The organism is Dyadobacter sp. OTU695, from assembly GCF_038440355.1.
GTDB lineage: Bacteria > Bacteroidota > Bacteroidia > Cytophagales > Spirosomataceae > Dyadobacter.
The window spans coordinates 1-25,127 of the sequence record NZ_JASATN010000013.1 but is presented as its reverse complement, the minus strand read 5'-3'; the positions used below and the strand labels follow the sequence as shown (position 1 = coordinate 25,127).

The following is a 25,127-nucleotide window of genomic DNA, read 5'->3' as shown; positions in this document are numbered from 1 at the left end:
ACTCACTTATCCCCCCTTCCAAAGCGACCCGTTCCACGGCGGCTCATTCCCCGTTCCACGGCGGTTCATTCAATCATCGCTCCGGCGACCCGGTCAATCATTCAGTCATTCAATCATTCAATCATTCAATCATTCAAAATCATGAAATCACTCATCATCACCATCCTGCTTACCTGCACCATTGCGTTCACATTTGCGCAAAACGGAGATTATGCGACCCAGTTGGAAGCGTCCGTGAAAAAACTGGATCAGGCCAAATCCGTCAGCGACTTCCAGGGCCTGGAAAAAACCTTCGTTCAGCTCGGAAATACCGAAAAAACCGAATGGCTGCCCTACTACTATGCCGCTTTTTGTAATGCCAAAATCGGGTTTTTGTTGCAAGACGACGGCGAAAAGATCGAACCTTACAGCGTCCGCGGAGAGGCACAGATCAAGAAAAGCGAGTCGCTTGCGAAAGGTGACGGCAAAGTGTTATCCGAAATCTACGTAGTGCAGGCGATGATCTACCGCACCAAGGTTTTCATCAGTCCCATGACCATGGGCAGGCAATTCGGCCCGCTTTCCGACCAGTTTTTAAAGAAAGCACAGAAACTCGACGCCGGGAACCCACGCGCCATTTACCTCGAAGCCTGGACGAAGTACTATACGCCCAAACTCTGGGGTGGCGACAAAGATTTGGCTCGGGAACTCGCAGGAAAGGCCATTCGGAATCTTTCGGCGACCACATTCAGCGTAATGCCGCATTGGGGCAAAGCGGAAAGCGAAGTGCTGCTCCGGTAGCCCTTCATCATTGTTTCACTTAAACTTTTAAAAACCATGTTTTTCGCATTATTGATTTTCGCACGTATCCTGTTCGTAGCCTGTATGGTCTTCATCATAGGATACATTTACGGACCGTTCTCCAAGCGCCGCGGCCTGACGATCGCCGCACGCATCGCCGCCGTAGCGATCATTTTTGCCTTTATCATGATGAACATTTTCGCATTCCGCGGGGGCGCGCCGTATGCCGCAGCGTCTCACCATCGACATTGGGAACATTGCGACGATTCTCACGAAAAGGAACAAGCAAAACCATAGTTTGCCTTAACTCCAATCCGGACGCCCCGCTTCATCGCGGGGCGTTTTTTGTTGCCCCACCCCAAAATCCCCCAATAATTTACCGGGATAATGTAAAAATCAACGGGATTAAGCGCTGCATTAATGGTTTGTTAACCATTTCTTAATCAACCCCCGATTACTTTGACCCCACGGATCGGCCGACCGCTCTCATGCAATTAAACGAAAAGGAACTTAGCCCTACGGTATGGACAAACAACTTCTATCAAACCCCTCATGCAGGCGTACAGCCCGGACAATGCCCTGGCGTGTGTGCATTGCATTATGCGTAATGCTGCTCGTTCAAGTGGGCGTGATGGCACAATCTGCCGCCGACGAAACGCTCATCAGCGGCGAAGTCAAAGACGAGAAAAGCAGTGCCATTCCCGGAGCGAGCATTGTACTGCAAGGTACCACCAAGGGTACGACTACTGATGCCAATGGAAAATTTTCCCTCTCGGTTCCCAAATCCGGATCGGTGATTATTGTGAGTTTTTTGGGTTACAAAAGGCAGGAGATCACCGTCGGTAGCCGCACGAACTTTAACGTACAGCTCGAACCCAGCACCGACGAGTTGCAGGAAGTGGTGGTAGTGGGTTACGGCACGCAGCGCAAACAGACGCTCACGGGCGCCATTTCGAACATCGTTTCGGAACAAATCAAAACAACTACGCATACCAGCCTTGCACAAAGCCTGCAAGGGAAAGTGGCCGGTGTACAGATCCGCCAGAATTCCGGCGAACCAGGCTCTTTCAGCACGAGTATTAATATACGCGGCTTTGGCGAGCCGTTATATGTGGTGGATGGTGTGGCGCGGGACGGCGGTTATGAATTTCAGAAGATCAACCCGGATGATATCGAGAGTATTTCGGTGCTCAAAGACGCATCCGCTGCGATTTTCGGGATCCGCGCAGGGAATGGCGTAGTGATCGTGACGACCAAAAAAGGTAAGCAAGGCAAGCCGCAGTTCAGCTACAATATGGTATACGGCCGCCAGAGCCCTACCGACGTGCCGAAAATGACCAGTGCATTGCAATGGGCTGAAATGCGTAACGACGCAGCGAAGAATCTTGGGGAAAATCCGGTGTTTTCGCCAGAGGAAATCGAGAAGTTCCGCAGCGGCGCTCCCGGCTACCAGGGCACCGATTGGTATAAGGAAACTTTGAACAAATCGGCGGGCCAGCAGCAGCATTTCATCTCCGCTTCCGGCGGTGAAGGCGTGGTAAACTACTTCACCAGCTTCGGCTATCAGAAGGAAAACGGCTTGCTCAAAAGCGGCGATATGGGTTACCAGAAATACACCTTCCGTTCCAATATTGGGATTGATTTAACCAAAAATCTCAAAGCCGACCTCATTCTCTCAGGCCTGTTCGATAGACGCGAGCAACCGGGCGATAACTTCTTTAACATTTACAAAGGAACCCGCATTGCATTGCCCACGGAGCGCCCCTATGCCAACGACAACCCTAAATACCCCGCATTACTCAGCGGCGGCTACAACCCGGTTGCCCTGGCGGACAGAAGCCTGACCGGTTATTCCCAGGAGGTCAACAAGTTCTTCCAATCGACTTTTGCATTGACCTACACCGTACCCTTCGTACCGGGCCTGCGCATTAAAGGATTGGTGGCTTATGATAGCAACAACTACCGCGCGAAGTCGGTTTCGAAGGCTTATAACCTGTATACCTATGATGCGGCGACGGACAAATACACGGCTCATGCGCAGCGTAACCCGTCGCGGATCGGCAACAATTTCACAGACAATAACCGCATTACGTTCCAGGGACAGCTGTTTTACAATACAATGATCGCGAAAAACCATAACCTGGGGGCGACATTGGTGTACGAGCAGCAGGAATCGCACAACCGCTGGGCAGGGCTCGGCCGGGAGTATGCTTTTTTCACCAATGATCAGATCGACCAGGCGGGATTGAACAACCAGACGACCAGCGGTTCCGAGTCGGAATACGCAAGTCAGTCATATGTAGGCCGTTTGAATTATGATTTCAAAGAAAAATACCTGTTGGAAATCGCGGCGCGTTACGATGGCTCGTACCGCTACCATCCCGACCGTCGCTGGGGCCTGTTCCCGGTCTTGTCGGCCGGCTGGCGGATTTCGGAGGAAGCATTTATGAAGCGGGTGCCGTTTGTTTCCAATCTGAAACTGAGAGGTTCGTATGGTCTGGTGGGTGCCGATGCGGGTGCGCCGTTTCAATATGTGCCCGGCTTCTCGCTCACCGGCGGCGGCGGGTACGAGTTTACCAACGGCAACTACACCACCGGCGCGGCTTCCCCGGCGATCGTGAACGAGAAGCTCACGTGGTTCAAGTCGAATATCCAGGATGTGGGTATCGATGTGGGTCTATGGGATAACAAAATCGACCTTACCTTCGACGTGTACCAGCGCGATCGCAAAGGCCTGCTGGCACGCAGGAACGTTTCGCTGCCCAACACTTTCGGCGGTACATTGCCCGAAGAAAACCTGAACAGCGACCGGGTACGCGGGATTGAATTTTCGGCCGCCTACAATGGTCAGATCCGCGATTTCAAATACGGCATTTCGGGTAACTTCAACTTTGCCCGCACGCAGAACCGCTACGTGGAACGCGGCGAGTTCCTGAGCAGCATGGACAAATGGCGTGGCGGCGCTACCAATCGCTGGAACGACGTGGTATGGGCCTACCAGCTCGAAGGCCAGTTCCAGAGCAAGGACGAGGTCATTTACGCGCCCATCCAGAATGGCGACCTTGGCAATACCCGAGAGCTTCCCGGCGATTTCAAATACAAGGATGTAGACGGAAACGGCGTGATTGACGGCAACGATGCCATTCCGCTTTTCTTTGGTGGCGATCCTAAAATGTATTATGGAGTGACATTGAATGCTTCGTGGAAAGGTTTCGATTTCACCGCATTGTTCCAGGGATCGGGCAAGTATAGCGTACGTTTCCGCGAGGTTTATGCCGAAGTTTTCGCATTCCGCGGCAACACGCCCGAGTATTTCTACGACAGATGGCACCAGTCGCCCGACGGCCAATGGATCCCCGGCGAATGGCCTGCATCCCGGTTCAACTACAATGTGGGCGCGATGTACGCCGAAAGCGGCGCGTGGCGGAAAGACGCTTCCTACCTGCGGTTCAAGAGCGCGCAGCTGGGCTATACATTTAATCTGTCCTGGCTGAAAAAGATCGGTATCAACGATGTTCGTGTGTATGGCAATGCGCACAACATCTTCACCTGGGCCGATTCGTTCGTGAAGCCTTTCGATCCTGAGAAAGTGGAAGGATTGTTCGGAGCGGGGCTCACCTACCCGGTGACGAGAAGCTACAACTTCGGGATCAATGTCAAATTTTAATATTAATTGATAATGAGCTATTTAAAAAATACCCTAACCCTTCTTCTCGTACTCGCAGCGATGAGCTGCGGCGATGTGCTCGACAAGCAGCCTCTGGACAAATTGCAGGGCGAGAACCTGTTCTCCAACCCCGAGGGCGTGAAATTGTATATGGCCAACCTGTATTACCAGCTGCCGATCGAGGATTTTACCTTCTTCCGTCAGGGCTTCAACTGGAATACCGGCGACCCGAACAATGGCGGTTTCGCCCCGGCCATGTCCACCGACGAGGCCGTGCATACCGAGTTTGGTGATTTTATCGGTAATGATGATTTCCAATGGTGGGACCAGGGCTACAAGCTGATCCGGGACGTCAATATCCTGATCGACATCATCCCTACCCTCGATGTTACCGACGAAGAACGTAAGGCGCTGGTCGGTGAAAGTGCATTCATCCGCGCCTATGCCTATTTCGCGTTGGTGAAGCGCTATGGCGGCGTGCCGCTGATCACCTCGGTGCAGAAGTATGAAGGCGATGTGGAAGCGCTCAAAGTGCCCCGCAGCACTGAAAAGGAAACCTGGGATTTTGTATTGAAAGAATGCGATACGGCCATTGGGAATCTCGGCGATTCGTGGCCCGGCGGCGAGCGGCGTGCGACCAAATGGGTGGCATATGCCCTGAAATCCCGCGCGGCACTGCATGCGGCTTCACTGGCCAAGTACGCCGACCGTGCCCCGATCTCGGGAACGGCTGTCGACCAGAAACTGGTGGGCCTGGACAAAACGGCGGCAGCGGAGTTTTATAAAGCGGCGATCGAGGCGTCGGAGGCGATTATTAATTCGGGTAAATTTAATTTATACAAACCCACGCCAGCAACGCCGGAAGAAGCTGCCAACAACTACCGTGTGCTTTTCGAAGACCCTAACAATGCACCGGAGGAGGTCATTTTCATCAAAGGATACGCAAGGCCGGGATCGGGCACGGGCCATAACTACGGCATTTGGTACCAGCCCAACCAGACCGCCAACGGCTGGCCGCACCCGGGCCGCATGAACCCGACGCTGGAACTGATGGACGTTTACGAAAGTTACGACAAGCCCGGCGAAAGCGCGCCGCTCGCCACCTCGGCCGCAGCCAACGACCTGAGCGACTACACGGGTTTCAATGCATCGAAACAATACAAAAGATTTGATACCGAAAACGATATTTTCAAAGGCAAGGACGCGCGCATGTGGGCGACGATGATCCTGCCCGGCACCAGCTGGAAGGGCCAGAAAATCGTGATCCAGGCCGGTTTTATCAAACCCGACGGCTCGACACAGATCATGGGCGGCGACCCGTTCAACCATGCGGGCAAAACCTACTACACGTACGGCGCGGCTGATCGTACGCAATATTCGGGCTTCGATACCTGGGGCGGCAACAACACGCGCACCGGGGTGAGTTTCAAGAAGTTTTTGAATGAGGGATTGAATATCGCGCCAGGCTGGAACCAATGCGTGACCGATTTCGCCGATTTCCGCTATGCCGAAATCCTGCTGATCTACGCCGAAGCCATTGCCGAAAGCGGTACAGGCGACAAAGTGAAGGGCGCGAAAGCATTGAACGACATTCGTCGCCGTGCCGGCCATAAAACCGAAATCCCGCTCACGATCAATAATGTGATCCGGGAAAGACGCGTGGAGCTGGCATTTGAGAACAAGCGTTTCTGGGACCTGATCCGCCGTCGCGAATACCACACGGTATTCAACAACACCATGCGCCACGCATTGCTTCCGGTTCTCGACCTGCGCGTAACGCCAGCGAAGTACATTTTCGTTCGCGTCAATGTGCCCCGCAGCAATCCGTCCACATTCGATTACCGCCAGTACTACCGCTATATTCCCGGTATCGGAGCGAATGGTCTGGTCCAGAATCCGCAGTATTAATCAAAGAAAGCTTTAAGCTATAAGCTTTAAGCAATGCGCATTTGGCAAACAACAAAAAGGCTTACAGCTTAACGCCTAAAGCTTACAGCCAAAACCATATCTACCAATGAAACAGATAATCACCTATACTTCCACCCTCCTGCTCCTTTTCGGCACGGGGGCTTGCAGCGTCGACAATTACCCGGCGCCTGATTCGCAATTGTACGGTACATTCCTGGATGCCGAAACTAATGAGCCGGTCGAGCAGGACATTATTCGCGGCAGCACGATCGAGTACATTGAGCATGGTTATGCTTCGCAGACCAAGCAAACGATGATCGTCAAAAACGACGGTAGTTACCGCAACAACCTGATTTTTGCCAACACGTACACCATTACGCCAGTCCGCGGAAACTTTGTGCCTGTTACACCACAAGAGGTGACTGTGAAAGGCGAAACGCAGCTGGACTTCAAGGTGCAGCCTTACATTCGGGTGAAAGAAGCAAGCATTGAAAAGTTGGGAACGAAAGTTGTTGCCAAGTTCAAATTGCAGCAAACCGTGCTGAATAATGTGAAGAAGATCGGCTTGTACGCGCACCCGGAACCGTCCGTGGGCGAGCCTATGCGTGTGGCGCTCGCGGAGCAGGAGATCAACGGGGCCATCGACCCGAACAAGGTGTACCAACTGGAACTCGATCTGCCTTCGAACAGCAATGTTTTGAAGAGCGGCAACCCGTATTTCTTCCGCGTGGGCGGCATTATTGATGCACCAGAGTCGAAGTTTAATTATGCGAAAGCGGTAAGGGTGGAATTGTAAATGAAAAGCCGTAGGCAATAGGCTTTAAGCCTCAGGCTTTCAGTACTGGCCTGCGGCAATAAATATTTTAAACAACCATAAGCTTAATGCATACAGCTTAAAGCTTACAGCCTCTTATGAAATTATTCAAACTACTATTCTGCATTTCCCTGATGTCGTTCGGCTGCAAGGGCGGTGATGAAAATCCTGAAACGGACGATCCCAAACCGGTCGAAGAAGTCAAATACGACGAATCGCATTCACTTTTCAAAAGCTACAAAGGACTGGTGATGGCCGGGTATCAGGGCTGGTTCACGGCCGAAGGCGATGGCGCCGGACGCGGCTGGCACCATTATCAGAAGGCGGGCAAGTTCGAGCCGGGCTTCGCGTCCATTGATTTCTGGCCGGATGTGACCGAGTACCCCAAAACCTACAACACAGCATTTAAATATGCCAATGGCGAGGCGGCCAAAGTGTATAGCCCATATGACGAAGAAAGCGTGGACTTGCATTTCAAATGGATGAAAGAGCACGGGATCGACGGCGTATATATGCAAAGGTTTGTGTCGGAAGTAAAAGGTGAGAGCGGTAAAAGGCATTTCAATAAAGTACTGGCCAATGCGTTAAAAGCCTCCAAAAAGTACGGCCGGGCGATCAGTATCATGTACGATCTGAGCGGCTCTACTTCGGCGGATATGGATTTTATCGCGAAGGATTGGGAAGAGCTTCAACAGCTGTTCAAACTGTTCGACGGACAGGAAAACCCCACCTACCTCCGTCACAATGGCCGTCCGTTGCTGGCAATCTGGGGCGTAGGCTTCAACGACGGCCGCAAATACACCGTTGCCGACATTCAAAAGTTGCTGGACAAGGTAAAAGGTCCTTCCAAAAAGGCTTCGATACTCCTGGGCGTGCCCTACTACTGGCGCGAACTCGGCCGCGATACCGAAAATTCGCCTCTGCTGCATACGGTCATCAAGCAGGCCGATATCATCATGCCCTGGGCCGTCGGGCGCTATAATGCCTCCACCTATCTGAATGTTGCCGGTCCGAACCTGTCAGCCGACATTGCATGGTGCAAAACGAACAAAATCGACTACGCGCCGCTCGTTTTTCCCGGTTTCAGCTGGGGTAACCTCAAAAACGACAAGTCGCTCTACAACCAGATCCCCCGCAACAAAGGCGAGTTCCTCTGGCAACAAATCGCGGGCGCCAAAATGTCTGGCGCCGAAGCCCTGTATGTGGCCATGTTCGACGAGGTGGACGAAGGCACCGCCATTTTCAAAACCCGCAAGGAAGGCGACACGCCATTGAATGCGGATGGCAAGTTCGTAGGGATAGAAGCGGACCTGCCCTCTGATTATTACCTATGGCTCGTGGGGCAAGGGGCCGAATGGTTTCACGGGAAGAGTGGTTACGGGGCTACGAAACCGGCGCGTAAGTGATTGATATACAGGCTCGAATTTGTGCAAGCGACGCTTGCACAAATTGCCATTTTTTGTAATAATTCATAAGGTATAAATGCATTAAACCTTCTGCTAATTAATACCGGCAGTTTGAACAAATCATGCATTAATGGGAATAATGCGATTGGTATTACCACTAAATTGTGGCTTCACCCTCTCATTATTTCTATGACACACGACAACTTGCCCGTTGACTATGGTGACTTTTTAGACCGAATCAAATCCGAAATCCGGCTGGCCAGATTTAAGGTAAACCTGGCAGCTAATTCGGCATTACTACAAGTATACTGGCAAATCGGAAATTGGATTCTGAACCGGCAAAACCGGTCGGAATGGGGCGCCAAAGTAATCGACAAACTATCGCAAGATCTGCGAAAAGAATTTCCCGACATGCAAGGTCTGTCGGCCAGAAACCTCAAATACATGCGGCAATTTGCCGCTATCTATCCCGACCCTGAATTTGTGCAAGCGACGCTTGCACAAATTCCCTGGTACCATCACATTACCTTGATTAATAAGGTAAAAAGCCATGAAGAAAGGCTTTTTTATGTGAAGGAGGCCTACAAAAACGGTTGGTCTCGGGACGTCATGGTTGCCCAAATAGACTCCCGGTATTTCAAGCGAAAAGGGAAAGCCATTTCAAATTTTAGCTCTGCATTGCCATCGCCACAGTCGGATCTGGTACAGCAGATCACTAAAGACCCTTACATCTTTGACTTCCTGAATTTGACCGACCTATGCCAGGAAAAGGAGTTGGAAGATGCATTGACCGATCATGTCATGAAGTTTCTGCTGGAACTCGGTGCGGGATTCGCATTTGTCGGAAAGCAAGTACATATCGAAGTAGGTGATCAGGATTTCTACATCGACTTGCTCTTTTACCACGTGAAGCTGCATTGCTATGTGGTAGTAGAGCTTAAAAAGGGAAAATTCATGCCGGAATATGCCGGTAAACTTAATTTCTATCTGTCGGTAGTAGATGATAAACTGAAATCTGAGAGCGATCAGCCAAGTATCGGTTTGTTGATTTGCCAGGATAAAAATGGCGTGATCGCCGAATATGCGTTGCGTGATCTTAGCAAACCGATTGGAATTTCGCAATACGAACTGATTGAAGCGATTCCTAAGAGCCTAAAAGCCTCCCTGCCATCGATACTGGAAATCAAAAAGGAGATTGGGCAGTCAAAACGGCCTCCAAGCAAACCACGCAAGTAGCTCCTCCATGATCTGCCTCAAAAAGTAGTGAATTTGTGCAAGCTATCCTTGCACAAATTCACCCACCCATCCCATTTCGTCATTTTTCATTATGTTTAAACAAAATAGAGGCCTCGGGCCAGTTTGTTAAAACAAAATATATGAAAATTACATTTTCCCTAATCATTTCTTTCCTTTTGACGGGAGCACAAATACTGTGCTTCGCGGATGGAGAAAAAAAATCCAAAGCGCTTCCCCGCATTGCGATCGCCGGGCTAGGCATTGAATCGAGCACGTTTTCGCCGGCGCGGACCGAGGAACCGGCCTTCAAGGCCAAAACCGGCGAGCAGATCTTTATCTCCTACCCTTTTATGGCGGCGGATTCCAGCTTGCGGAAGCGGGCGAAATGGCTGCCGGCGCTGGTTGGCAAATCGCTGCCGGGCGGTATGGTGACGCGCGCAGCTTACGAATCGCTGGTGAAGCAGACGCTCGAACTACTAAAAAAGAATGGCCCCTACGACGGCCTGTATTTCGATATTCACGGCGCGATGAGCGTGGAAGGGCTGGATGATCCGGAAGGCGACCTCATCATCCGCATTCGCGAGGTGATTGGCAAAAAAGTGCTTATTTCGACCTGTATGGACCTTCACGGCAACGTTTCATGGCGTCTCGCACAAAATACCGACCTCATTACCTGCTACCGCATGGCGCCTCACGAGGATGCGATGCAGTCTAAACGACGAGCCGTGGCAAATTTATTGTCGCGCCTCGAAAGCGGAAAGGGCAAACCTGCGTACAAAGCCTGGATTCCGGTGCCGATCCTGCTGCCCGGCGAAAAGACGAGTACCCGCATTGAACCCGGAAAATCACTTTATGCGAAGGTAGCGCCTGCTTCGGTGCAGCCGGGTGTGATCGATGCCGCCATGTGGGTAGGCTACGCCTGGGCGGATGAGCCGCGTAACCATGCCGTGGTGATGGTAACTGGCGACGATAAGGCCCAGGTGACCAAAAATGCCGAAATGCTGGCCAAAAGCTTCTGGGATGTGCGTAAGGAATTCGATTTTGTAGCGCCTACCGACGACCTGAAAGGCGCATTGAACAAGGCGCTCGCAAGTGATAAGCATCCGTTTTTCATCAGCGACTCCGGTGACAACCCTACCGCCGGGGGCGCGGGTGATGTTACCTGGACGATCACTGAAATCCTGAAACGTCCTGAATTCAAGGCAGAAAATGGCCCGTCGCTCATTTATGCATCCATTCCCGGCCCGGAACTGGTAGAAGCCGCTGTAAAAGCGGGTGTTGGGGGCAAAATAGACGCCTATGCGGGTGCGAAGGTGGATGCGCGCTTTGCGCCGCCCGTGCATTTGGTCGGTACCGTGGAAGCCATTTACCAGGGTGACGTGAATGCGGAAACCGAGGTGGTAGTGAAAGTGGGCAGCGTGCACGTGATCGTCACGAAAAAACGCAAACCTTACCATAAGGAGGCCGATTTTACCCGACTGGGCCTAAACCCACGCAAGTCGGATATTGTCGTTGTAAAAATCGGGTACCTCGAACCGGAGCTTTACAACATGCGTGCCGACTGGATTTTGTCGCTTACACCGGGCGGCGTGGATCAGGATTTGGAGCGGTTGCCCTACAAGCGCATTAAACGCCCGATGTTCCCGCTGGATAAGGACATGAAGGAACCTGATTTAAGGGCGAAGTTGGTACCGTCGTCGGACACATTGTAGTTTCCCTGAAAAATGAAAAGCGGCGTTTCACCAATGGAGCGCCGCTTTTGCTTTCAACTCTTCCACATCAAATTTAATAGATTTTCACTCCGCCAGTGCAAATGCCACCGCGGCATCTGAATGTATTTTTGTCGTGTCGAAAACAGGCACCGGCACATCTTCCTGACCGATAATCATCGGAATTTCCGTGCAGCCGAGAATAATCCCTTCCGCGCCGTCACCGATCAGTTCGTCGATGATAGCGAGGTATTCCTTCTTGGTTTTTTCCAAAATTATACCCTTTCCCAGTTCGTCGCGCAAAGTGTTTTGGATAAAATCACGGCTTTCCTGGGTTGCAGGAATGATCGGCTCAATGCCGAGGCTAACCAGTTTATCTTTATAAAAATCCATTTCCATTGTAAACTTCGTACCGAGCAACCCGACTTTCCGAAGTCCCTTTTCATGGATCGCGGACGCAGTGGCTGTTACAATATGTACGATCGGGAGATTGATTTCAGTTTCCAAACGGTCGGCGACAGCGTGCGCGGTGTTGGCGCAAAGTACAATGCCCTCGGTGCCCGCTTTTTCGAGGCTCCGGCACGCATCCAGCAGGATATGGAAAGTGCCATCCCATTTACCGGCCGTGTTGTTACTTACGAACGCATTGAAATTCACCGAATAAATAATGCATTCGGCATAATTCAGTCCGCCTAGCTTCGCATTAATGCCTTCGTTGATAAAACGATAATAGTCGACGGTCGAGACCCAGCTCATACCGCCTACGAGACCTAACTTTTTCATTTTTTGTGTTGGTGTAGATATAAAAAATACTCAGGCATGATCACGGTCCGAAACACGGCCGGTCAACCAGAGAAGGAATAATGCATTGAAAATGAGCGTTAGGGGGATAACTGACAGATTTTTGAAAAACAATATGATCACCCATTCGGAAGACTGTTCGGCAATGATATTGTTGACTTTGAGTTTGTAGTAGAGGCAAGTCTGATAGGCCGTATAATCGATCAGCAGGTTGATCACCCATGCTATGAGCAGATAAATGACGAAACTGGCGAGCAATGTGCGCCACTCGGATCGCAGCCGCATGCGTGCCATTTGCCAGTGTTCCGACCAGGCTTTGCGGCTCGTGAACATCAGTTTCATCCGCGCAAAACCTTTTTTGACTTTCGTCAGGCCGAGTGCGTACAGGAATAGCCCTATTCTGGCGGATTCGACCACTACTTCCATGGCAATGTGCACGCCCGGCGATACAGGCCCGAAGGCGCCAAGCTGCACAATCCGCCCGATAGCGGCGACGAGGCCGAGGCCCAGGACGACCAGAAGGTGGTTACGAAAAAAGAGAAGCGTCTCGCGCAGCCACGCGAGACCCGGATGAGTTAGAATGTTCCTTTTCATGGCGATGATAGTTTTTTGTAAATTAAAAAATCAACACCGAAAAAGCATTCACTTGTAGGCAATTTTCAATTTTTGCGAAAACCCGGACGCTGCATTGTCTATAAAAGCGGTGTAAATACCCTTAGTCTTCCCTTCCATATTCAGTTTCCACTCGCCGTCGACGGCCATATCGCGGCTAAGTACCAGCAATCCCGAAGTGTTGTAGACCCGAACTTCATCGCCTTTTACAAGCCCTCCGATGGTGATCTGGCTGCCGCCCGGGTTTGGAAATACAAAGGGTTCCTCGCGCATATCCAATGTGCCCGTTACCAATGCACTGTACTTAAAAGTGCCGTCGTCATCGACCATTTTCAGGCGATAGTAGCTTGTCTCACTCAATGGCTCATTGTCGGTGAACACATAGGCACTCCCCGCTCCTTCGCCGCGTACTGTTTCGAGTGTTTTAAAAGTATGGGCATTGCGGCTACGCTGCACTTCAAAATGGGAGAACTTGCTTTCCTGCGCTGTTTTCCAATGAATCTGAAAACGGTTATCGGTTTTGGTAAGCCTCACAAAAAGCAATTTCACTGGAAGCGGATCGCCCGGATTGGTGATTTTGGATAAAGTACCATTCAAAAACGACAACGTATAGAGCTCTCCGGCATGATCCTCCCCAAACGAAATGAGCGACGAATAGGAAATACCGGCGTCGGGCGTCGCGGTTCCCTGCGGATTGATATACCCTATTTTTCCCGTCGAATAATCACCAAAAAAGTAATAGCCCTTCATCGACGGATAGCGCGAACCCCGGTAAACAAATCCGCCCATCACCGAAGCATCGTTGCCGCCATTATTGGCGAAACCCGGATAAGTGAGCTTGGGCGCAATGTAAGACGTTCCCGGCGCGCAATGCGATGCGTTGTAGGTTTGCGTGCCTTCCAGGCAGTTCCAGCCAAAATTCGAAACGGCGCCGCCGAACGGGTAACCCAAATAATTAATCTCTTCCCAGCCATCCTGCCCGTTATCCCCAATCCACAAATCGCCTGTCTGCCGATCGAAGCCGAACCGCCAGGGGTTTCTCAGGCCGAGCGCAAATATCTTGCTCAGCGGGTTGTCGCCCGGCGTCGGACTGCTGGTATCTAATCGGAGAAGCTTGCCAAATAGCTTGCCCATGTTCTGCGAATTGTTCGAAGGATCTCCCAACACGCCGCGGGAGCCGGGACCATTGTCGCCGGTTGAGATGTACAAAAACCCGTCTTTACCAAATGCCATATCACCTCCACGATGGCCGCCGAGGACATCTTCGTACGGGATCGTCAGGATTTTCACCTCCGAGTTGGCATCGGCCAGATCGGCATTGGCTGGCTGTCGGGAGAACCGCGATATCTGCACCTCGGTTTTACTTTTCACTACATACATGACGTAGAAAAAGCCAGAGGCCTGGTAATCGGGCGGAAATGCGATGCTGAAAATGCCTGCCCAATCCGGGTCATTGATTTTAGCACCAATATCCAGGAAGGGTTGTGAGAGAACCGAGCCGTTTTTAAGGATTTTAATCTTCCCGCCAATCTCCGCCACAAAAAGGCGGCCGTCCGACGCATTCGTGACCTTCACAGGCCGTGTAAACCCCGATGCCACTGGCTCAATGGCGAGCTGAGGCTGCGCAAAGGCATGATGAAATGCGATGGTCAGCAGTAAGACTAGGCAAAAGAGAGATTTCATGGATTCGGGTTAGAGGCGGATTGTAAATATAAAAAACTCTTTCCCAAACCGTTACGATTACCGCTTCGATTTCATCGCCTTCACCGTCTTTATGTCACCGGACGTGAATTTTTTGTATTCCGGACTGTCGCATGCATACAACGCGATCTTCCCGTCCTTATCGCTGTGAACGCCCCAACCATAGCGTTTGGTTAAAGGCGAGGCGCGCATACAAGCCTGTCCTTTTGAAAAGAATTGCTTCCGGGCCTCTTCCAATTCACTCTCTGTGAGGTCTTTTCGTTCCGCAAAAACCTGAAACAGCACATCGTCGGAGGTGAATTTGTAAGGATTTTTACTAATCATCTCGTACTCGATGGCGGCCACAGTTTTAGCGTCGCCCTTCATCGGCGGCACTTCACCGCCCGCAGCGGGACAATCGTCGGCCACTTCGATGAATGTGTTTTCGTAGTTGGTGGTATGGACTTTCATGACGGATTATTTTGGCGCAAAATAATGGCGCTGTTGACAACAGTATGTCAGCAGACAAGCAGCTCAGCAAAAAAACTTTGCCCGACGGTCATATGGCCATTTCCTCAGCCACCGGCAAGTTGCTCCGTTTCATGTCCTTATATGCCCATTCAGCCATCGCATTGATCACCGATTCGAGCTCCCGGCCGGCCTCTGTAAGCGTGTAAGTAACAAATGGCGGCACCACCGGCTTGGCCTCGCGGATGAGGAGGCAATCATTTTCGAGCTGTTTCAAATGTTGGATCAGCATTTTCTCGGTGATGTGCGGCATTGCCTTTTTTATCTCGCTGTAACGCTTGCTCCCAGCCAACAGGTGGTACAGAATGATGGGCTTCCAGTGACCTCCTATCTTGTTCATCACATAGGTAACCGGGCACTCCTGCATTACTATTTCGCGATTGGCATTGTAGGTAGAGTTTTCCTTGATTTTAGTCATACATACTCTCGGGTAAGTACTTGTCAAAAAGTAAGTACAAATATAGCTTTGTCGCATCAAAAAACAAATCGAAAAGAACATGAAATACATCATCACAGGGTCACTTGGAAATATCAGTTTGCCGGTAACTCAAAACCTTATCAAAGCCGGTCATGAAGTGACGGTAATCAGCAGTAATCCAACCAAAAAGGAGCAGATAGAAAACCTCGGTGCGCAAGCGACCATTGGTTCCGTGCAGGACGAGGCATTCCTCGAAGGCGCATTTAATAGCGGCGATATCGCTTATTTAATGATCCCGAGTGATTTCTCAGTTACCGATTATGCCGCATTCCAGCTCGAAGTGGCCGATAAATATCTGCAAGCTATTCAGTCTGCCGGTATCACACGTATTGTGCTCCTGAGCAGCATAGGCGCACACCTGCGTAAGGGCGCGGGACCCATCGATGCATTGGGTTATATGGAAGAAAAACTAGCAGCTATTCCCGGTTTGGAGGTTAAAATCCTTCGTCCGTCCTACTTCTTCAATAACCTGTATGCACAGATCGGCCTGATCAAAAACGCGGGCATTGCGGGTAGTAACTTCGGCGGTACGGAAGAGAAACTGGTGCTTACCGACACGGACGACATCGCCAAAGTCGCCACCGAGCAGCTTCTCGCGCCATTTACGGAGGCACAAACCATTACCTACATTTCCAGCGACGAACGCCATCCGTCCGAAATCGCAGCCGTGCTGGGTGCAGCCGTAGGGAAAGAAGGCACGCCATGGATCACATTCTCCGACGAAGACGCCTACAACGGCATGCTCCAAGCCGGCCTCAACGAAAGCTTCGCCGGCCTCTACCGCGACATGGGGCAGGCGTTGCAGAACGGCACAATGCAGGAGGATTATTGGGAAAATGGTGGGGGTGTGAAGGGGACTTTTAAGCTGGAAGACTTTGCGAAGCGGTTTGCGGGGGCTTATGGACAATAGTTAAAGTTTAGAGTTAAAAACGATGACTGGTGGTGCTGCATCGGTCATCGTTTTTGTCAAAACTCCGCTTCCATCAGAATTCTTTTGAAAGCATAAAACACAGGCTTTTTCGAGAAATGTTTCCCTAGTAAGTCCCTATAATCATCCAGAAAAGGCTTTTTCAATGGCTCCGGCAGGCGTTCCAGGTAAGGCAGCAGTGCGGTGCCGGACACCCAGGTCACCAATGCGTCGATGTCATCTAAGATCAATGGATACACCTTTTCGAACACCTGCATGGATTTACAGCCGCATTCGAAGAGGATTTCAGCGTACCGGTCGATGGTAAGTACGTTCGATGCCCGGTTCCAGCCTTGATATGCATCGGCATAGGGTGACTTTTCCGCGAGTTCGGCGAGCAGGCGGTTGGTTATATTATGTGGTTGATCAGGCATTTGCACGAGCAGCTGGCCGCCGGGCCTGACATGCGAAATGATCGTTGGGAAAAGGCTTTCATGATCGGGAATCCATTGTAAGGCTGCATTAGAAAAGACGACATCCCATTGCCGGTCATTTTTGAGTTTTTCCTCAATGGGAATGCATTCAAATCGCAGAGTACTTCCACCCGCCTGAACCGACTCCCCAAGCATTTCCGCAGACGAATCCACGCCGAGGACATTTGAATGCGGCAACTTGTCGGCGATTTTGGCAGTGAGCTCGCCGGTACCGCAGCCCAGGTCAATCACTTCCAGCCCGGACCGCACTTTCAAAAGCGCGAGCAGATCGTAAAACGGCGCCGAGCGCTCCGTTTTGAATTGATTGTATACATCCGGATTCCAGGCCATTAGCTACGATTGTACAGTTGCTCGAAAACGATTTTACCTTGTAATTATAACAGTTGGTGTTATAATTACAAGGTAAAGTAACATTAACCAGCATCAAGAAACCCCTTCCCGGCGCTTCGTTTCCAGCTCCGTCGGCTCTTCCAATGCAAACGACCCCGTTTTGATCTCGCCATCGGGCACATAAGTTGTGATAATGACGCCCGTGCTGGATATCGCGTGTTTGGTTAATTTGAGATTGGAAGGTATCGTTCCGTCTGCGAAAAGCTTCTTGCCATGACCGATCACGAGCGGGAAGATCCAGATATTCATTTCGTCGATCAGGTTATGGCGCAGGAGCGTCTGGATGAAATCGCAGCTTCCGTGCACCTGCAAATCGATGCCTTCTTCGGCTTTGAGCGCTTTTACTTGTTCGAGGGTGTCGCCATTGAGCAGCACCGTATTTTGCCAGGTCGCGTCTTTCAAGGTTTGGGTGGCCACGTATTTGTTACATGCGTTGAACTGGTCAGCCGTCGGGTCGTTTTCGATAAATGGCCAGTGGGCGGCGAAAATGTCATACGTTTTGCGGCCCAGCAGGAGGTCATAGGGCTGGCTCATCCCCTCGCCCATTACCTGGCCCATGACGTCGTCCCAATAATGGAACGACCAGCCGCCGAATTCGAAGCCGCCGGCGCGATCTTCTTCCGGACCGCCGGGTGCCTGGATTATACCATCTAATGTGACGAATGTGTTGGTGATGATCTTTCTCATGGTTTCCGAAAAGTTAATTGGTTGATAGTCTTTGATTCCGATAATGCAAAGTTACCGGTGCCCTGAGACTTACAGCGGGTGTCAAAACGTCTTTCGGACGGGCCATTTGCGACAAATTTTGTCCTGCTACCGGCAATTAACCCTAGGTTTCCGGAAACGGCGAAAGGGAAATGCTGATGCAGAGCCATCAACACAGGTAAACAAACAGCCAACCAGCGGATTTAGAAACCAATACACAAAAAAATTGCCGGCCTCACGACCGGCAATCGATTTTTATATAGCGTATGTGAAGATTATTGTCCCTGGCGTTTTTTCTTCTGGTGGTCGACGATCGCTCCGGTACCCGCACCTACGCCGGCACCGATGAGACTACCGATCAACGCACCTTCGCCTCTCTTTTTGTTGATGATCGCGCCGGTGATCGCACCGGTACCCGCACCTACGACCGCTCCTTTGGCGGTATGGCTCCATTTTTTCTTAGCCGGGGCAGGCGCAGGGGCGTTAGCAACGGCCTGTGTGTGGCTTGTTGCCTCATTTTTCTCGATTTCTTCCCACTTTTCAGCCTCCTTATGCTGAGCCTGCAATGCATTCATCGAATCTATAATAGCCTGTTTTTCCATCGCTACGCGCATGGAATCAATGGTTTTTTGCTGAGCTTTGAGAACGGCTTCTTGCTTGTCTGACTGCGTGTTACAAGCTACCAGAACTGAGGCGGCGAATAACATCGAAATAACAGCTTTCATCTTTGGTGTTTGGATGGTTATGCCAATAAATGATCCAAAACTGTGCCACAGGTGCCGTTTTACCCACTTGAATTATCTTAACCACAAACTGGCTACCGCTTAATAACAAACGATTGAGTAGAATCCAAATACTGGGTAACTTGTAGAACTACCTTGATACCAAAACAACCACCTCACATGAAAGGCATTATCAATGACGACCTCGACCGGCAAACCCAGCGTCCCGGCCCGAATGGCCCGAAACCATTTTTGACCCGGGGCACCACCGTGCTGATCACCGGCGCTATGTATGACAATCGTGAGCGCTGGTACATTACCGCTGACGGCACGAAGGTGATCGGTAATAAGGTCGAATTGGATGCGTATTCAGGCCTTTCCGACCTTGATAAATCCAATTTCTTCATTTGCTACCGCGCCCACAATGCTGGCATACCGATCATTGATATGGCCGATGCGCCGAACAAGCTCTTTTTCGCCAACCTCCCTCCTTCCCCAAACCGCGATTTCCGGGTTACTGAACTGTTTCCGGAGGTATGGGCAACGGGCGTGACACAGGCTGTGAGCCGATTGCCGGAATCGAGAAAACACGTTTTTGTTTACATTCACGGGTTCGACTGGGAACCGGGCCTCAAACTGGAACTTGTTCCCCAATTCGTCCAAAGCTACCTCGCACACCCCGAAAACAGCGTGGCGAATGTGCTTTACTTCGGCTGGCCGTCATATGGCTGGCGCAAAAAAGCCGACGACCGCTCGATCGGTTATGGGGAGCAGTTTACGCGAAATGGATTGTTTGAATATTTTGAAGTGCTCTCGCGAAAGCTGAAAGAAGCTGGAAAAACGCTGAACCTTGTCGTGCATTCATTCGGCCATCAGTTGCTGAACGGCATGATCAATCCGGGCGAGGGCCATAGCATTCCGACGGGCATTTTCGAGAACATTTTCCTTATGGCCCCGGACGTGACGCACCTGGCCGTGCAGCAGGGAGGCGTGCAGTTGAGAAATATGCGGAGAAAATTCAAAGGACCGCATTTTCATTACAATTACACGCCATTGAAACAGCTCGGCAAACACGTTCACATTTACTACGACCCGAGCGACTACCTGCTGTATGTGAGCTCCAAACAGTTCAACCTGAACGAAAACACCGCCAGCTTTGATCCCCGTCCCGATGCCGAAGGTCTCACCGCCGATTTCCGTAACCTAGGCTCTTACGGCGACGAAATCTTCAAACAAGACCCTAATCTGAAACTCGAAGAAGGTTTTAATTTCCATAATGTGCTGGATATCATCCAAGAAAGCGCTGACCCCACGCCTGATCCCCTGTTTTACGGCTTCCTGAACAATGACGACGAAGCAATGACCAAGGCCAGAAACGGCGATTACAGCGACATTAACCTTCTCAAAACCTTCTGGGAGAAGAACTTCCTGATGAGCCACCACGCATACCTATTCAGTTGCAGGCCTGTTGTGGCGCACGTTTTGAAACAACTCGAAGGAGCGACCGTGCAACCGCCAGTGCCGGAAGAAGAGGCGCCGATTGTGTAGAGGATGTATTGAATCTAGTTGTCAGCCTGAGCGACCGCCCGGCGGCCCGGTCCGCTCAGGCTGACAATCGTTCCGTTGGCCGCGTCTGCTCAGCTTGACATGAAGCACGTTCATCGCTGGGTGGGCACCCAAACATCCGCCCCTGGCTCCTTGCCCGATGTCATTTCGATCAGCGACAGCAAATACTCATTTTCAGGCTCGCCACTTTGCTTCACCATTTGACGAAACGCCGCCTCACCCGCCGGGAAAAGTGCCGTGAGGTCCAGCTTCCATACGCCGCTTTCTTTATGAAACTCAAATGCGAGCGGCGTTTTCTGCCCACGCACCAAAAGTTCTCCCGAAGCAAAATTTCCATTCACTTTCACGGCACCCACCTCATTGTTCATCACAGAACTCTTCCCAACCATACCCATTTTGATGGCCGTTACCAGCAACTGCTTGCCGTTCGTAGTCATAATTTCCTCCTTCGAAATGCGGTGGCGAATGATCAGGATTATCAGTTTATCCATTAAAGAAGACTTATCGACCTGCAACGAATCCGCTGTTTTCACCTTTTCCAGAATACTGCCATAGTAGGCTATCGTCTTCGTATCAACCTGTTCGACAGCCTCCTCGCCCTTATCATTCAGGATAGCAGATTTGTAATCGTCAAATGTCTTCTTGACTTGCTTTTCCTCGTTTTGCTGCGCGACGGTCAGCATCGGTATCAGGAGCAGGATTAGAAAAGTAATGCGGGTAAAATGCTTCATTGGTGTTGTTTAGAATTAAAAATAGGGCGCGAAGATAGACGGATTGCGTTAAAAAGTGACTTTTTGGAAAACAGTTAGGCTCCTTCATTTTAACTCCTTCCCATCCCAAACACCTTTGTAGGTCTCATTAAGTCCTTTAATTTCAATCCGAAAACTCTGGTCTGCGGCTTTGTACTCCGATTTAATGGCCTCGTCGCTTTCATCCAGAAATTCGTAACCATAATGAAATGGCAATTCCTCTCTCACGAAACGCGTTTTGATTCCGCCATTTTGCAGGTCGAAAACTGCGATGTGGAAATGTTCGGGATAGCCTTTATCTGCGTACATATCGTAGCCCATGTCTTGCGAAGCTATCATGAAAAGTTGTTTGTGGTACACCAGCGGATATCTGTAATCGACGGTATGCGGCCGGAAATCGGTATAGTAGCGCTTTCCGTCAATTAGTAAAGAATAAACCATATCAAAAGAATAGTCTTCGCCATTAGCACTTTTCTGGACATAAACCTGATTGTAAAAAATTGTATCAACCACAGCCATAGACGGGCCGCTCAGCTTGCCCGCTACATTGGTTAAGTCTTTCAAATTCTTTGACTTAAAAAGCAAAATACCGCCCGGCTGCGGATATAGTAGCGATAAATTCGGATCAGGCTTTTGCATGAAAGTCTGCGGCGGAATTTCCGTTTTCACTTCCGCAAGCGCTTTTGCATTCGTACTTGCGGGCGTGTAGGAGCCATTTTGGATATTGAAATTAAATGGCGCTACAACAAACTCCTGGGCCAGCCCCTCATAGGCACGACTAGTGATGAGAATTGATATAAAACAAAACACAAACCGCGCCCATCGCGGCGCTACTTTACAATATCCAGTCATTTGATTAAGCTGTAACCGATCGACTTGCAAGCTAGCCAGTTCTCTCACTTCGCGATTAAAAAGCAATGAAAAATTATCGCAAAGCTTGATTGACGTCCGGCAAACCCTAAATTTGATCAACTAAAAATGAAACACATGATGAAAACTACGTTCACACTTTTACTCCTGTTCGCGGTCTCGCTTTGCTGGGCCCAACTTCCCAAACCTGACGATATTCCGACCTCCAAAGGTCCGCTCAAAATCCAGCCGCTCAACCACGCCACACTCGCATTGACCTGGAACGGCAAAACCATTTACGCCGACCCGTACCAGGGCGATAAGACCTTCAAAGGCATCGCCAAACCCGACCTGATCGTGATCACCGACATCCACGGCGACCATTTCGACCCAGCCTCGCTGGACGCCCTCGACTTGGCCAACACCATCATCGTCGCCCCACAAGCCGTAGTCGATAAGATGTCCGATGCATTGAAAGCCAAAACGACCGTCCTCGCCAACGGCCAGACCACGGAAAAGCTCGGCATTAGCATCACCGCCATCCCGATGTACAACCTCCCCGAAACCGCAGATTCGCGCCACACCAAAGGTCGCGGTAACGGCTATGTCCTCAAATTGGGGGGCAAGTCGGTTTACCTCAGCGGCGACACATCGGGCATTCCGGAAATGAAGGCATTGAAAAACATTGATGTCGCGTTTGTTTGCATGAATCTGCCTTATACGATGGATATCAACGAGGCTGCCACTACTGTTTTGGCATTCAAACCGAAGGTGGTTTATCCATATCACTATCGCGGGCAGAATGGGTTCAGTGATACCGAGGCATTCAAGAAATTGGTGAATGAGAAGGATAGCAAGATTGATGTGCGGGTTAGGGATTGGTATACGGTGAAGTGACATTGGGTATGCGCAGTCGAAGGCAGTCCGTACCGGAACAATGTCAGTCTCAGCGAAAGAGGTTGAAGACAGTCCGTACCGAACAACGCCCCCTCCCTCCAATCTCCGGAGGGATTTTTTTGTGCGTAAATGTTACCAATTTTTGGTACTTTTATTAAATCAGCAACTCAGCAAGATTTATCATGACGAAGAACACATCCATTTCCATCGGTCCTCATTTTGATACATTTATTCAAAATCAGATTGAAACTGGCCGCTATGCCTCCACGAGTGAGGTTGTAAGGGCTGGTCTGCGGTTGCTTGAAAGAGAAGAAGAAAAATTGAAGCTTTTGAGACAGGCATTAGCAGAAGGCGAGCAAAGCGGCTGGGCGGAAGACTTCGACCCGGAGGAATTTAAAGCCAGAATGCGGACAAAAAGGAAATCGTAAATGGGATCATACCGCTTGGCTCGTCGAGCCGAATCTGACTTGGAAGATATTTGGGATTATACCGAAAACACTTGGTCGGTGGAGCAGGCGGAAAAGTATCTTGATGGATTATTCAGTTGCTTCCAAGCCATTGCGGACGCCAAAGCGAAGGCCAAACCAATCGACTCGATTCGCAAAGGGTATTATAAAACCCTTTGTGTCAAGCATAATATCTTCTTCCGAAAGTCCTCGGATTACGTCATCGAAATCATCCGCATTCTTCATGTGAGCATGGATGTCGAGCTGCATCTTTGACCTTCAAAGGGATTTTTCATTTCCCAATGGTATCAATCACAAAACCATCGGTAATAAAGTCAGGCAATTATTTCACTCCAAAATATCCTGACACTTTCCCAATGAACATTTTCCGAACAACACGCAACGCCGCATTGCTAACCCTCCTGCCCTTTTTAACCTTCTCCCAAATCGCCCTGCGCCCGAAACCGAAACCCGGCTTCGAAACACGCATTAAAACCTATGTCGATCACCTCGAAATCGTTGACACGCACGAGCATTTGATGGAAGAAGCCGACGTGGCGAAAGAAGGGCCGATCGACTTTATGCATTTGCTTTTTCACTATGCCGATGACGACATTAAATCCGCCGGGATGAGCAAGCCGGAATTCGCCGAGCTGCTGACCGACAAATATACCGTGATCGAGAAATGGAAGCGGATCAAACCGTTTTTCGAAGCATCCAAAAACACCGCGTATAATCGTACCGTGCTGCTGGCGATCGACAGGCTTTATGGCATAAAGGACCTCAACGATTCGACGGTGTTGCCGCTTTCGCAAAAGCTGCGCGAATCTTACAATGGTAAATGGTACGATTATGTGCTGAAAGACCGCGCGAAGATCAAATATTCGATCCAGGACGTCGAGAAAAGCCGCTCGGCAAACCCGATGTTCCGGTATGTGGAGAAGTTCGATGCCTTCATCCGCATTCATTCCAAACAGGAAGTGCTCGCGCTCGGTAAGGAGTACAATGCGCCCGTTTCCGACCTCGATTCCTACATTGCGATGCTCGCCGGGGCGTTTCAGGAGGCGATGGGCCGGGGCATTATCGGCGTCAAATCGGCATTGGCCTATCACCGCACGTTGAAGTATGAAGACACGCCCAAGCCCGTCGCCGACAGCGTTTTCGCGAGGCTCATGAACAGTCCGGGCGATAAAACGTTCGCATTCAACGACGTAAAACCATTCCAGGACTACGTCATGCACCAGATCATCCAGCTCGTACGCAAGAACAACATACCGTTTCAGTTCCATACCGGCCTGCAATCCGGCGACGGCAACATCATCGACAACGCCAACCCGTCGCACCTCGCCAACCTCTTCCTCCAATACCGCGATGTGAAATTCGTCCTCTTCCACGGCGGCTTCCCGTACGGCGGCATCCTCTCCACGCAGGCGAAGGCATTCCGCAACGTGTACATCGACATGTGCTGGTCGGCCATCATCTCGCCCTCATACAGCGAGCGCTACCTCCACGAATGGCTCGAAACCGTCCCCGCAAACAAAATAATGGCATTCGGCGGCGATTACCACAACGTCGAAGGCACCTACGGCCATTCGCTCATCGCTAGGGCCATCGTCTCAAAAGTACTGAGTGAAAAGGTCCGGGATGCCTATCTGACGGAGGCCGAGGCGATCGACATCGCGCGGAGGCTGCTGAGGGATAATGCGATTGAGTTGTTTAAGATTAGGTAGGGGTTCTTTCGGTAGGGCTCGCCTTCGACTCCGCTCAGGCTGACAGCGTGCAA

At 50.7% G+C, this 25,127-nt stretch carries 24 protein-coding genes; 14 read left to right on the top strand and 10 right to left on the bottom strand.

All coding sequences use genetic code 11. From position 1 onward, the window contains the following. Window positions 1–141 precede the first annotated feature (141 nt). From AAHB90_RS21900 to AAHB90_RS21865, 8 genes are all read left to right on the top strand, one after another. Complete coding sequence (locus AAHB90_RS21900) at window positions 142–780, top strand: hypothetical protein (protein WP_342087351.1); 639 nt, start codon at window positions 142–144, stop codon at window positions 778–780. Between the two features lie 36 nt (window positions 781–816). Beyond that, entirely contained in the window at window positions 817–1,077 is a 261-nt protein-coding gene (locus AAHB90_RS21895; RefSeq protein WP_342087350.1) for a hypothetical protein, read from the top strand. A 226-nt stretch (window positions 1,078–1,303) separates the two neighbouring features. Then, window positions 1,304–4,447 (top strand): SusC/RagA family TonB-linked outer membrane protein, encoded by a 3,144-nt coding sequence (locus tag AAHB90_RS21890; RefSeq protein WP_342087349.1) that lies wholly within the window; start codon window positions 1,304–1,306, stop codon window positions 4,445–4,447. 12 nt (window positions 4,448–4,459) lie between these two features. Further along, entirely contained in the window at window positions 4,460–6,355 is a 1,896-nt protein-coding gene (locus AAHB90_RS21885) for a RagB/SusD family nutrient uptake outer membrane protein (RefSeq protein WP_342087348.1), read from the top strand. Between the two features lie 106 nt (window positions 6,356–6,461). Continuing rightward, entirely contained in the window at window positions 6,462–7,151 is a 690-nt protein-coding gene (locus tag AAHB90_RS21880; protein WP_342087346.1) for a DUF3823 domain-containing protein, read from the top strand. A 116-nt stretch (window positions 7,152–7,267) separates the two neighbouring features. Next, on the top strand, window positions 7,268–8,575 hold the full coding sequence (locus AAHB90_RS21875; RefSeq protein ID WP_342087345.1) for a glycoside hydrolase family 71/99-like protein: 1,308 nt from the start codon (window positions 7,268–7,270) through the stop codon (window positions 8,573–8,575). 189 nt (window positions 8,576–8,764) lie between these two features. After that, window positions 8,765–9,811 carry a PDDEXK nuclease domain-containing protein gene (locus AAHB90_RS21870; protein ID WP_342087344.1) on the top strand — a complete coding sequence of 349 codons (1,047 nt, stop codon included), beginning with the start codon at window positions 8,765–8,767 and terminating at the stop codon, window positions 9,809–9,811. A gap of 140 nt (window positions 9,812–9,951) precedes the next feature. Beyond that, window positions 9,952–11,523, top strand: coding sequence for a M81 family metallopeptidase (locus tag AAHB90_RS21865; RefSeq protein ID WP_342087342.1), 1,572 nt, complete (start codon window positions 9,952–9,954; stop codon window positions 11,521–11,523). Between the two features lie 84 nt (window positions 11,524–11,607). Here AAHB90_RS21865 and AAHB90_RS21860 read toward each other — a convergent pair whose 3' ends face one another. The 5 genes from AAHB90_RS21860 to AAHB90_RS21840 all read right to left on the bottom strand — a co-directional run bounded on the left by AAHB90_RS21860 (window position 11,608) and on the right by AAHB90_RS21840 (window position 15,559). Beyond that, complete coding sequence (locus AAHB90_RS21860; protein WP_342087341.1) at window positions 11,608–12,303, bottom strand: aspartate/glutamate racemase family protein; 696 nt, start codon at window positions 12,301–12,303, stop codon at window positions 11,608–11,610. Window positions 12,304–12,333: 30 nt separating this feature from the next. Next, window positions 12,334–12,915: a hypothetical protein gene (locus tag AAHB90_RS21855; protein WP_342087340.1), complete on the bottom strand. Its 582-nt coding sequence runs from the start codon at window positions 12,913–12,915 to the stop codon at window positions 12,334–12,336. Between the two features lie 48 nt (window positions 12,916–12,963). Continuing rightward, window positions 12,964–14,616 carry a PQQ-dependent sugar dehydrogenase gene (locus tag AAHB90_RS21850; RefSeq protein ID WP_342087339.1) on the bottom strand — a complete coding sequence of 551 codons (1,653 nt, stop codon included), beginning with the start codon at window positions 14,614–14,616 and terminating at the stop codon, window positions 12,964–12,966. A 57-nt stretch (window positions 14,617–14,673) separates the two neighbouring features. After that, entirely contained in the window at window positions 14,674–15,084 is a 411-nt protein-coding gene (locus AAHB90_RS21845; protein WP_342087338.1) for a DUF6157 family protein, read from the bottom strand. Between the two features lie 88 nt (window positions 15,085–15,172). After that, complete coding sequence (locus tag AAHB90_RS21840) at window positions 15,173–15,559, bottom strand: winged helix-turn-helix transcriptional regulator (protein WP_342087337.1); 387 nt, start codon at window positions 15,557–15,559, stop codon at window positions 15,173–15,175. Between the two features lie 79 nt (window positions 15,560–15,638). Between AAHB90_RS21840 and AAHB90_RS21835 the strand changes: the two genes are divergently transcribed. Beyond that, a complete protein-coding gene (locus AAHB90_RS21835; protein ID WP_342087336.1) occupies window positions 15,639–16,529 on the top strand; it encodes an SDR family oxidoreductase in 891 nt (296 codons plus the stop codon). Window positions 16,530–16,585: 56 nt separating this feature from the next. Here AAHB90_RS21835 and AAHB90_RS21830 read toward each other — a convergent pair whose 3' ends face one another. The 3 genes from AAHB90_RS21830 to AAHB90_RS21820 all read right to left on the bottom strand — a co-directional run bounded on the left by AAHB90_RS21830 (window position 16,586) and on the right by AAHB90_RS21820 (window position 18,840). Beyond that, on the bottom strand, window positions 16,586–17,350 hold the full coding sequence (locus AAHB90_RS21830; protein ID WP_342087334.1) for a methyltransferase domain-containing protein: 765 nt from the start codon (window positions 17,348–17,350) through the stop codon (window positions 16,586–16,588). A gap of 93 nt (window positions 17,351–17,443) precedes the next feature. Then, on the bottom strand, window positions 17,444–18,097 hold the full coding sequence (locus AAHB90_RS21825; protein WP_342087333.1) for a dihydrofolate reductase family protein: 654 nt from the start codon (window positions 18,095–18,097) through the stop codon (window positions 17,444–17,446). 293 nt (window positions 18,098–18,390) lie between these two features. After that, a complete protein-coding gene (locus AAHB90_RS21820; RefSeq protein WP_342087332.1) occupies window positions 18,391–18,840 on the bottom strand; it encodes a glycine zipper family protein in 450 nt (149 codons plus the stop codon). A gap of 177 nt (window positions 18,841–19,017) precedes the next feature. Between AAHB90_RS21820 and AAHB90_RS21815 the strand changes: the two genes are divergently transcribed. Continuing rightward, window positions 19,018–20,385, top strand: a complete 1,368-nt coding sequence (locus tag AAHB90_RS21815; RefSeq protein WP_342087331.1) for an alpha/beta hydrolase — start codon at window positions 19,018–19,020, stop codon at window positions 20,383–20,385. Window positions 20,386–20,495: 110 nt separating this feature from the next. Here the strand turns inward: AAHB90_RS21815 and AAHB90_RS21810 are convergent, their stop codons facing one another. Next, entirely contained in the window at window positions 20,496–21,134 is a 639-nt protein-coding gene (locus tag AAHB90_RS21810; RefSeq protein ID WP_342087330.1) for a hypothetical protein, read from the bottom strand. Between the two features lie 84 nt (window positions 21,135–21,218). Beyond that, the gene (locus AAHB90_RS21805) at window positions 21,219–22,004 is read right to left on the bottom strand and encodes a hypothetical protein (protein WP_342087329.1); all 786 of its coding nucleotides are present in this window, start codon (window positions 22,002–22,004) and stop codon (window positions 21,219–21,221) included. Window positions 22,005–22,142: 138 nt separating this feature from the next. Here AAHB90_RS21805 and AAHB90_RS21800 point away from each other — a divergent pair, with 138 nt between their 5' ends. From AAHB90_RS21800 to AAHB90_RS21785, 4 genes are all read left to right on the top strand, one after another. Further along, complete coding sequence (locus AAHB90_RS21800) at window positions 22,143–22,898, top strand: MBL fold metallo-hydrolase (protein ID WP_342087565.1); 756 nt, start codon at window positions 22,143–22,145, stop codon at window positions 22,896–22,898. A 182-nt stretch (window positions 22,899–23,080) separates the two neighbouring features. Then, entirely contained in the window at window positions 23,081–23,326 is a 246-nt protein-coding gene (locus AAHB90_RS21795) for a type II toxin-antitoxin system ParD family antitoxin (protein WP_342087328.1), read from the top strand. After that, complete coding sequence (locus tag AAHB90_RS21790; RefSeq protein ID WP_342087327.1) at window positions 23,327–23,620, top strand: type II toxin-antitoxin system RelE/ParE family toxin; 294 nt, start codon at window positions 23,327–23,329, stop codon at window positions 23,618–23,620. Between the two features lie 101 nt (window positions 23,621–23,721). Then, entirely contained in the window at window positions 23,722–25,074 is a 1,353-nt protein-coding gene (locus tag AAHB90_RS21785) for an amidohydrolase family protein (protein WP_342087326.1), read from the top strand. The last annotated feature ends 53 nt before the right edge of the window (window positions 25,075–25,127 follow it).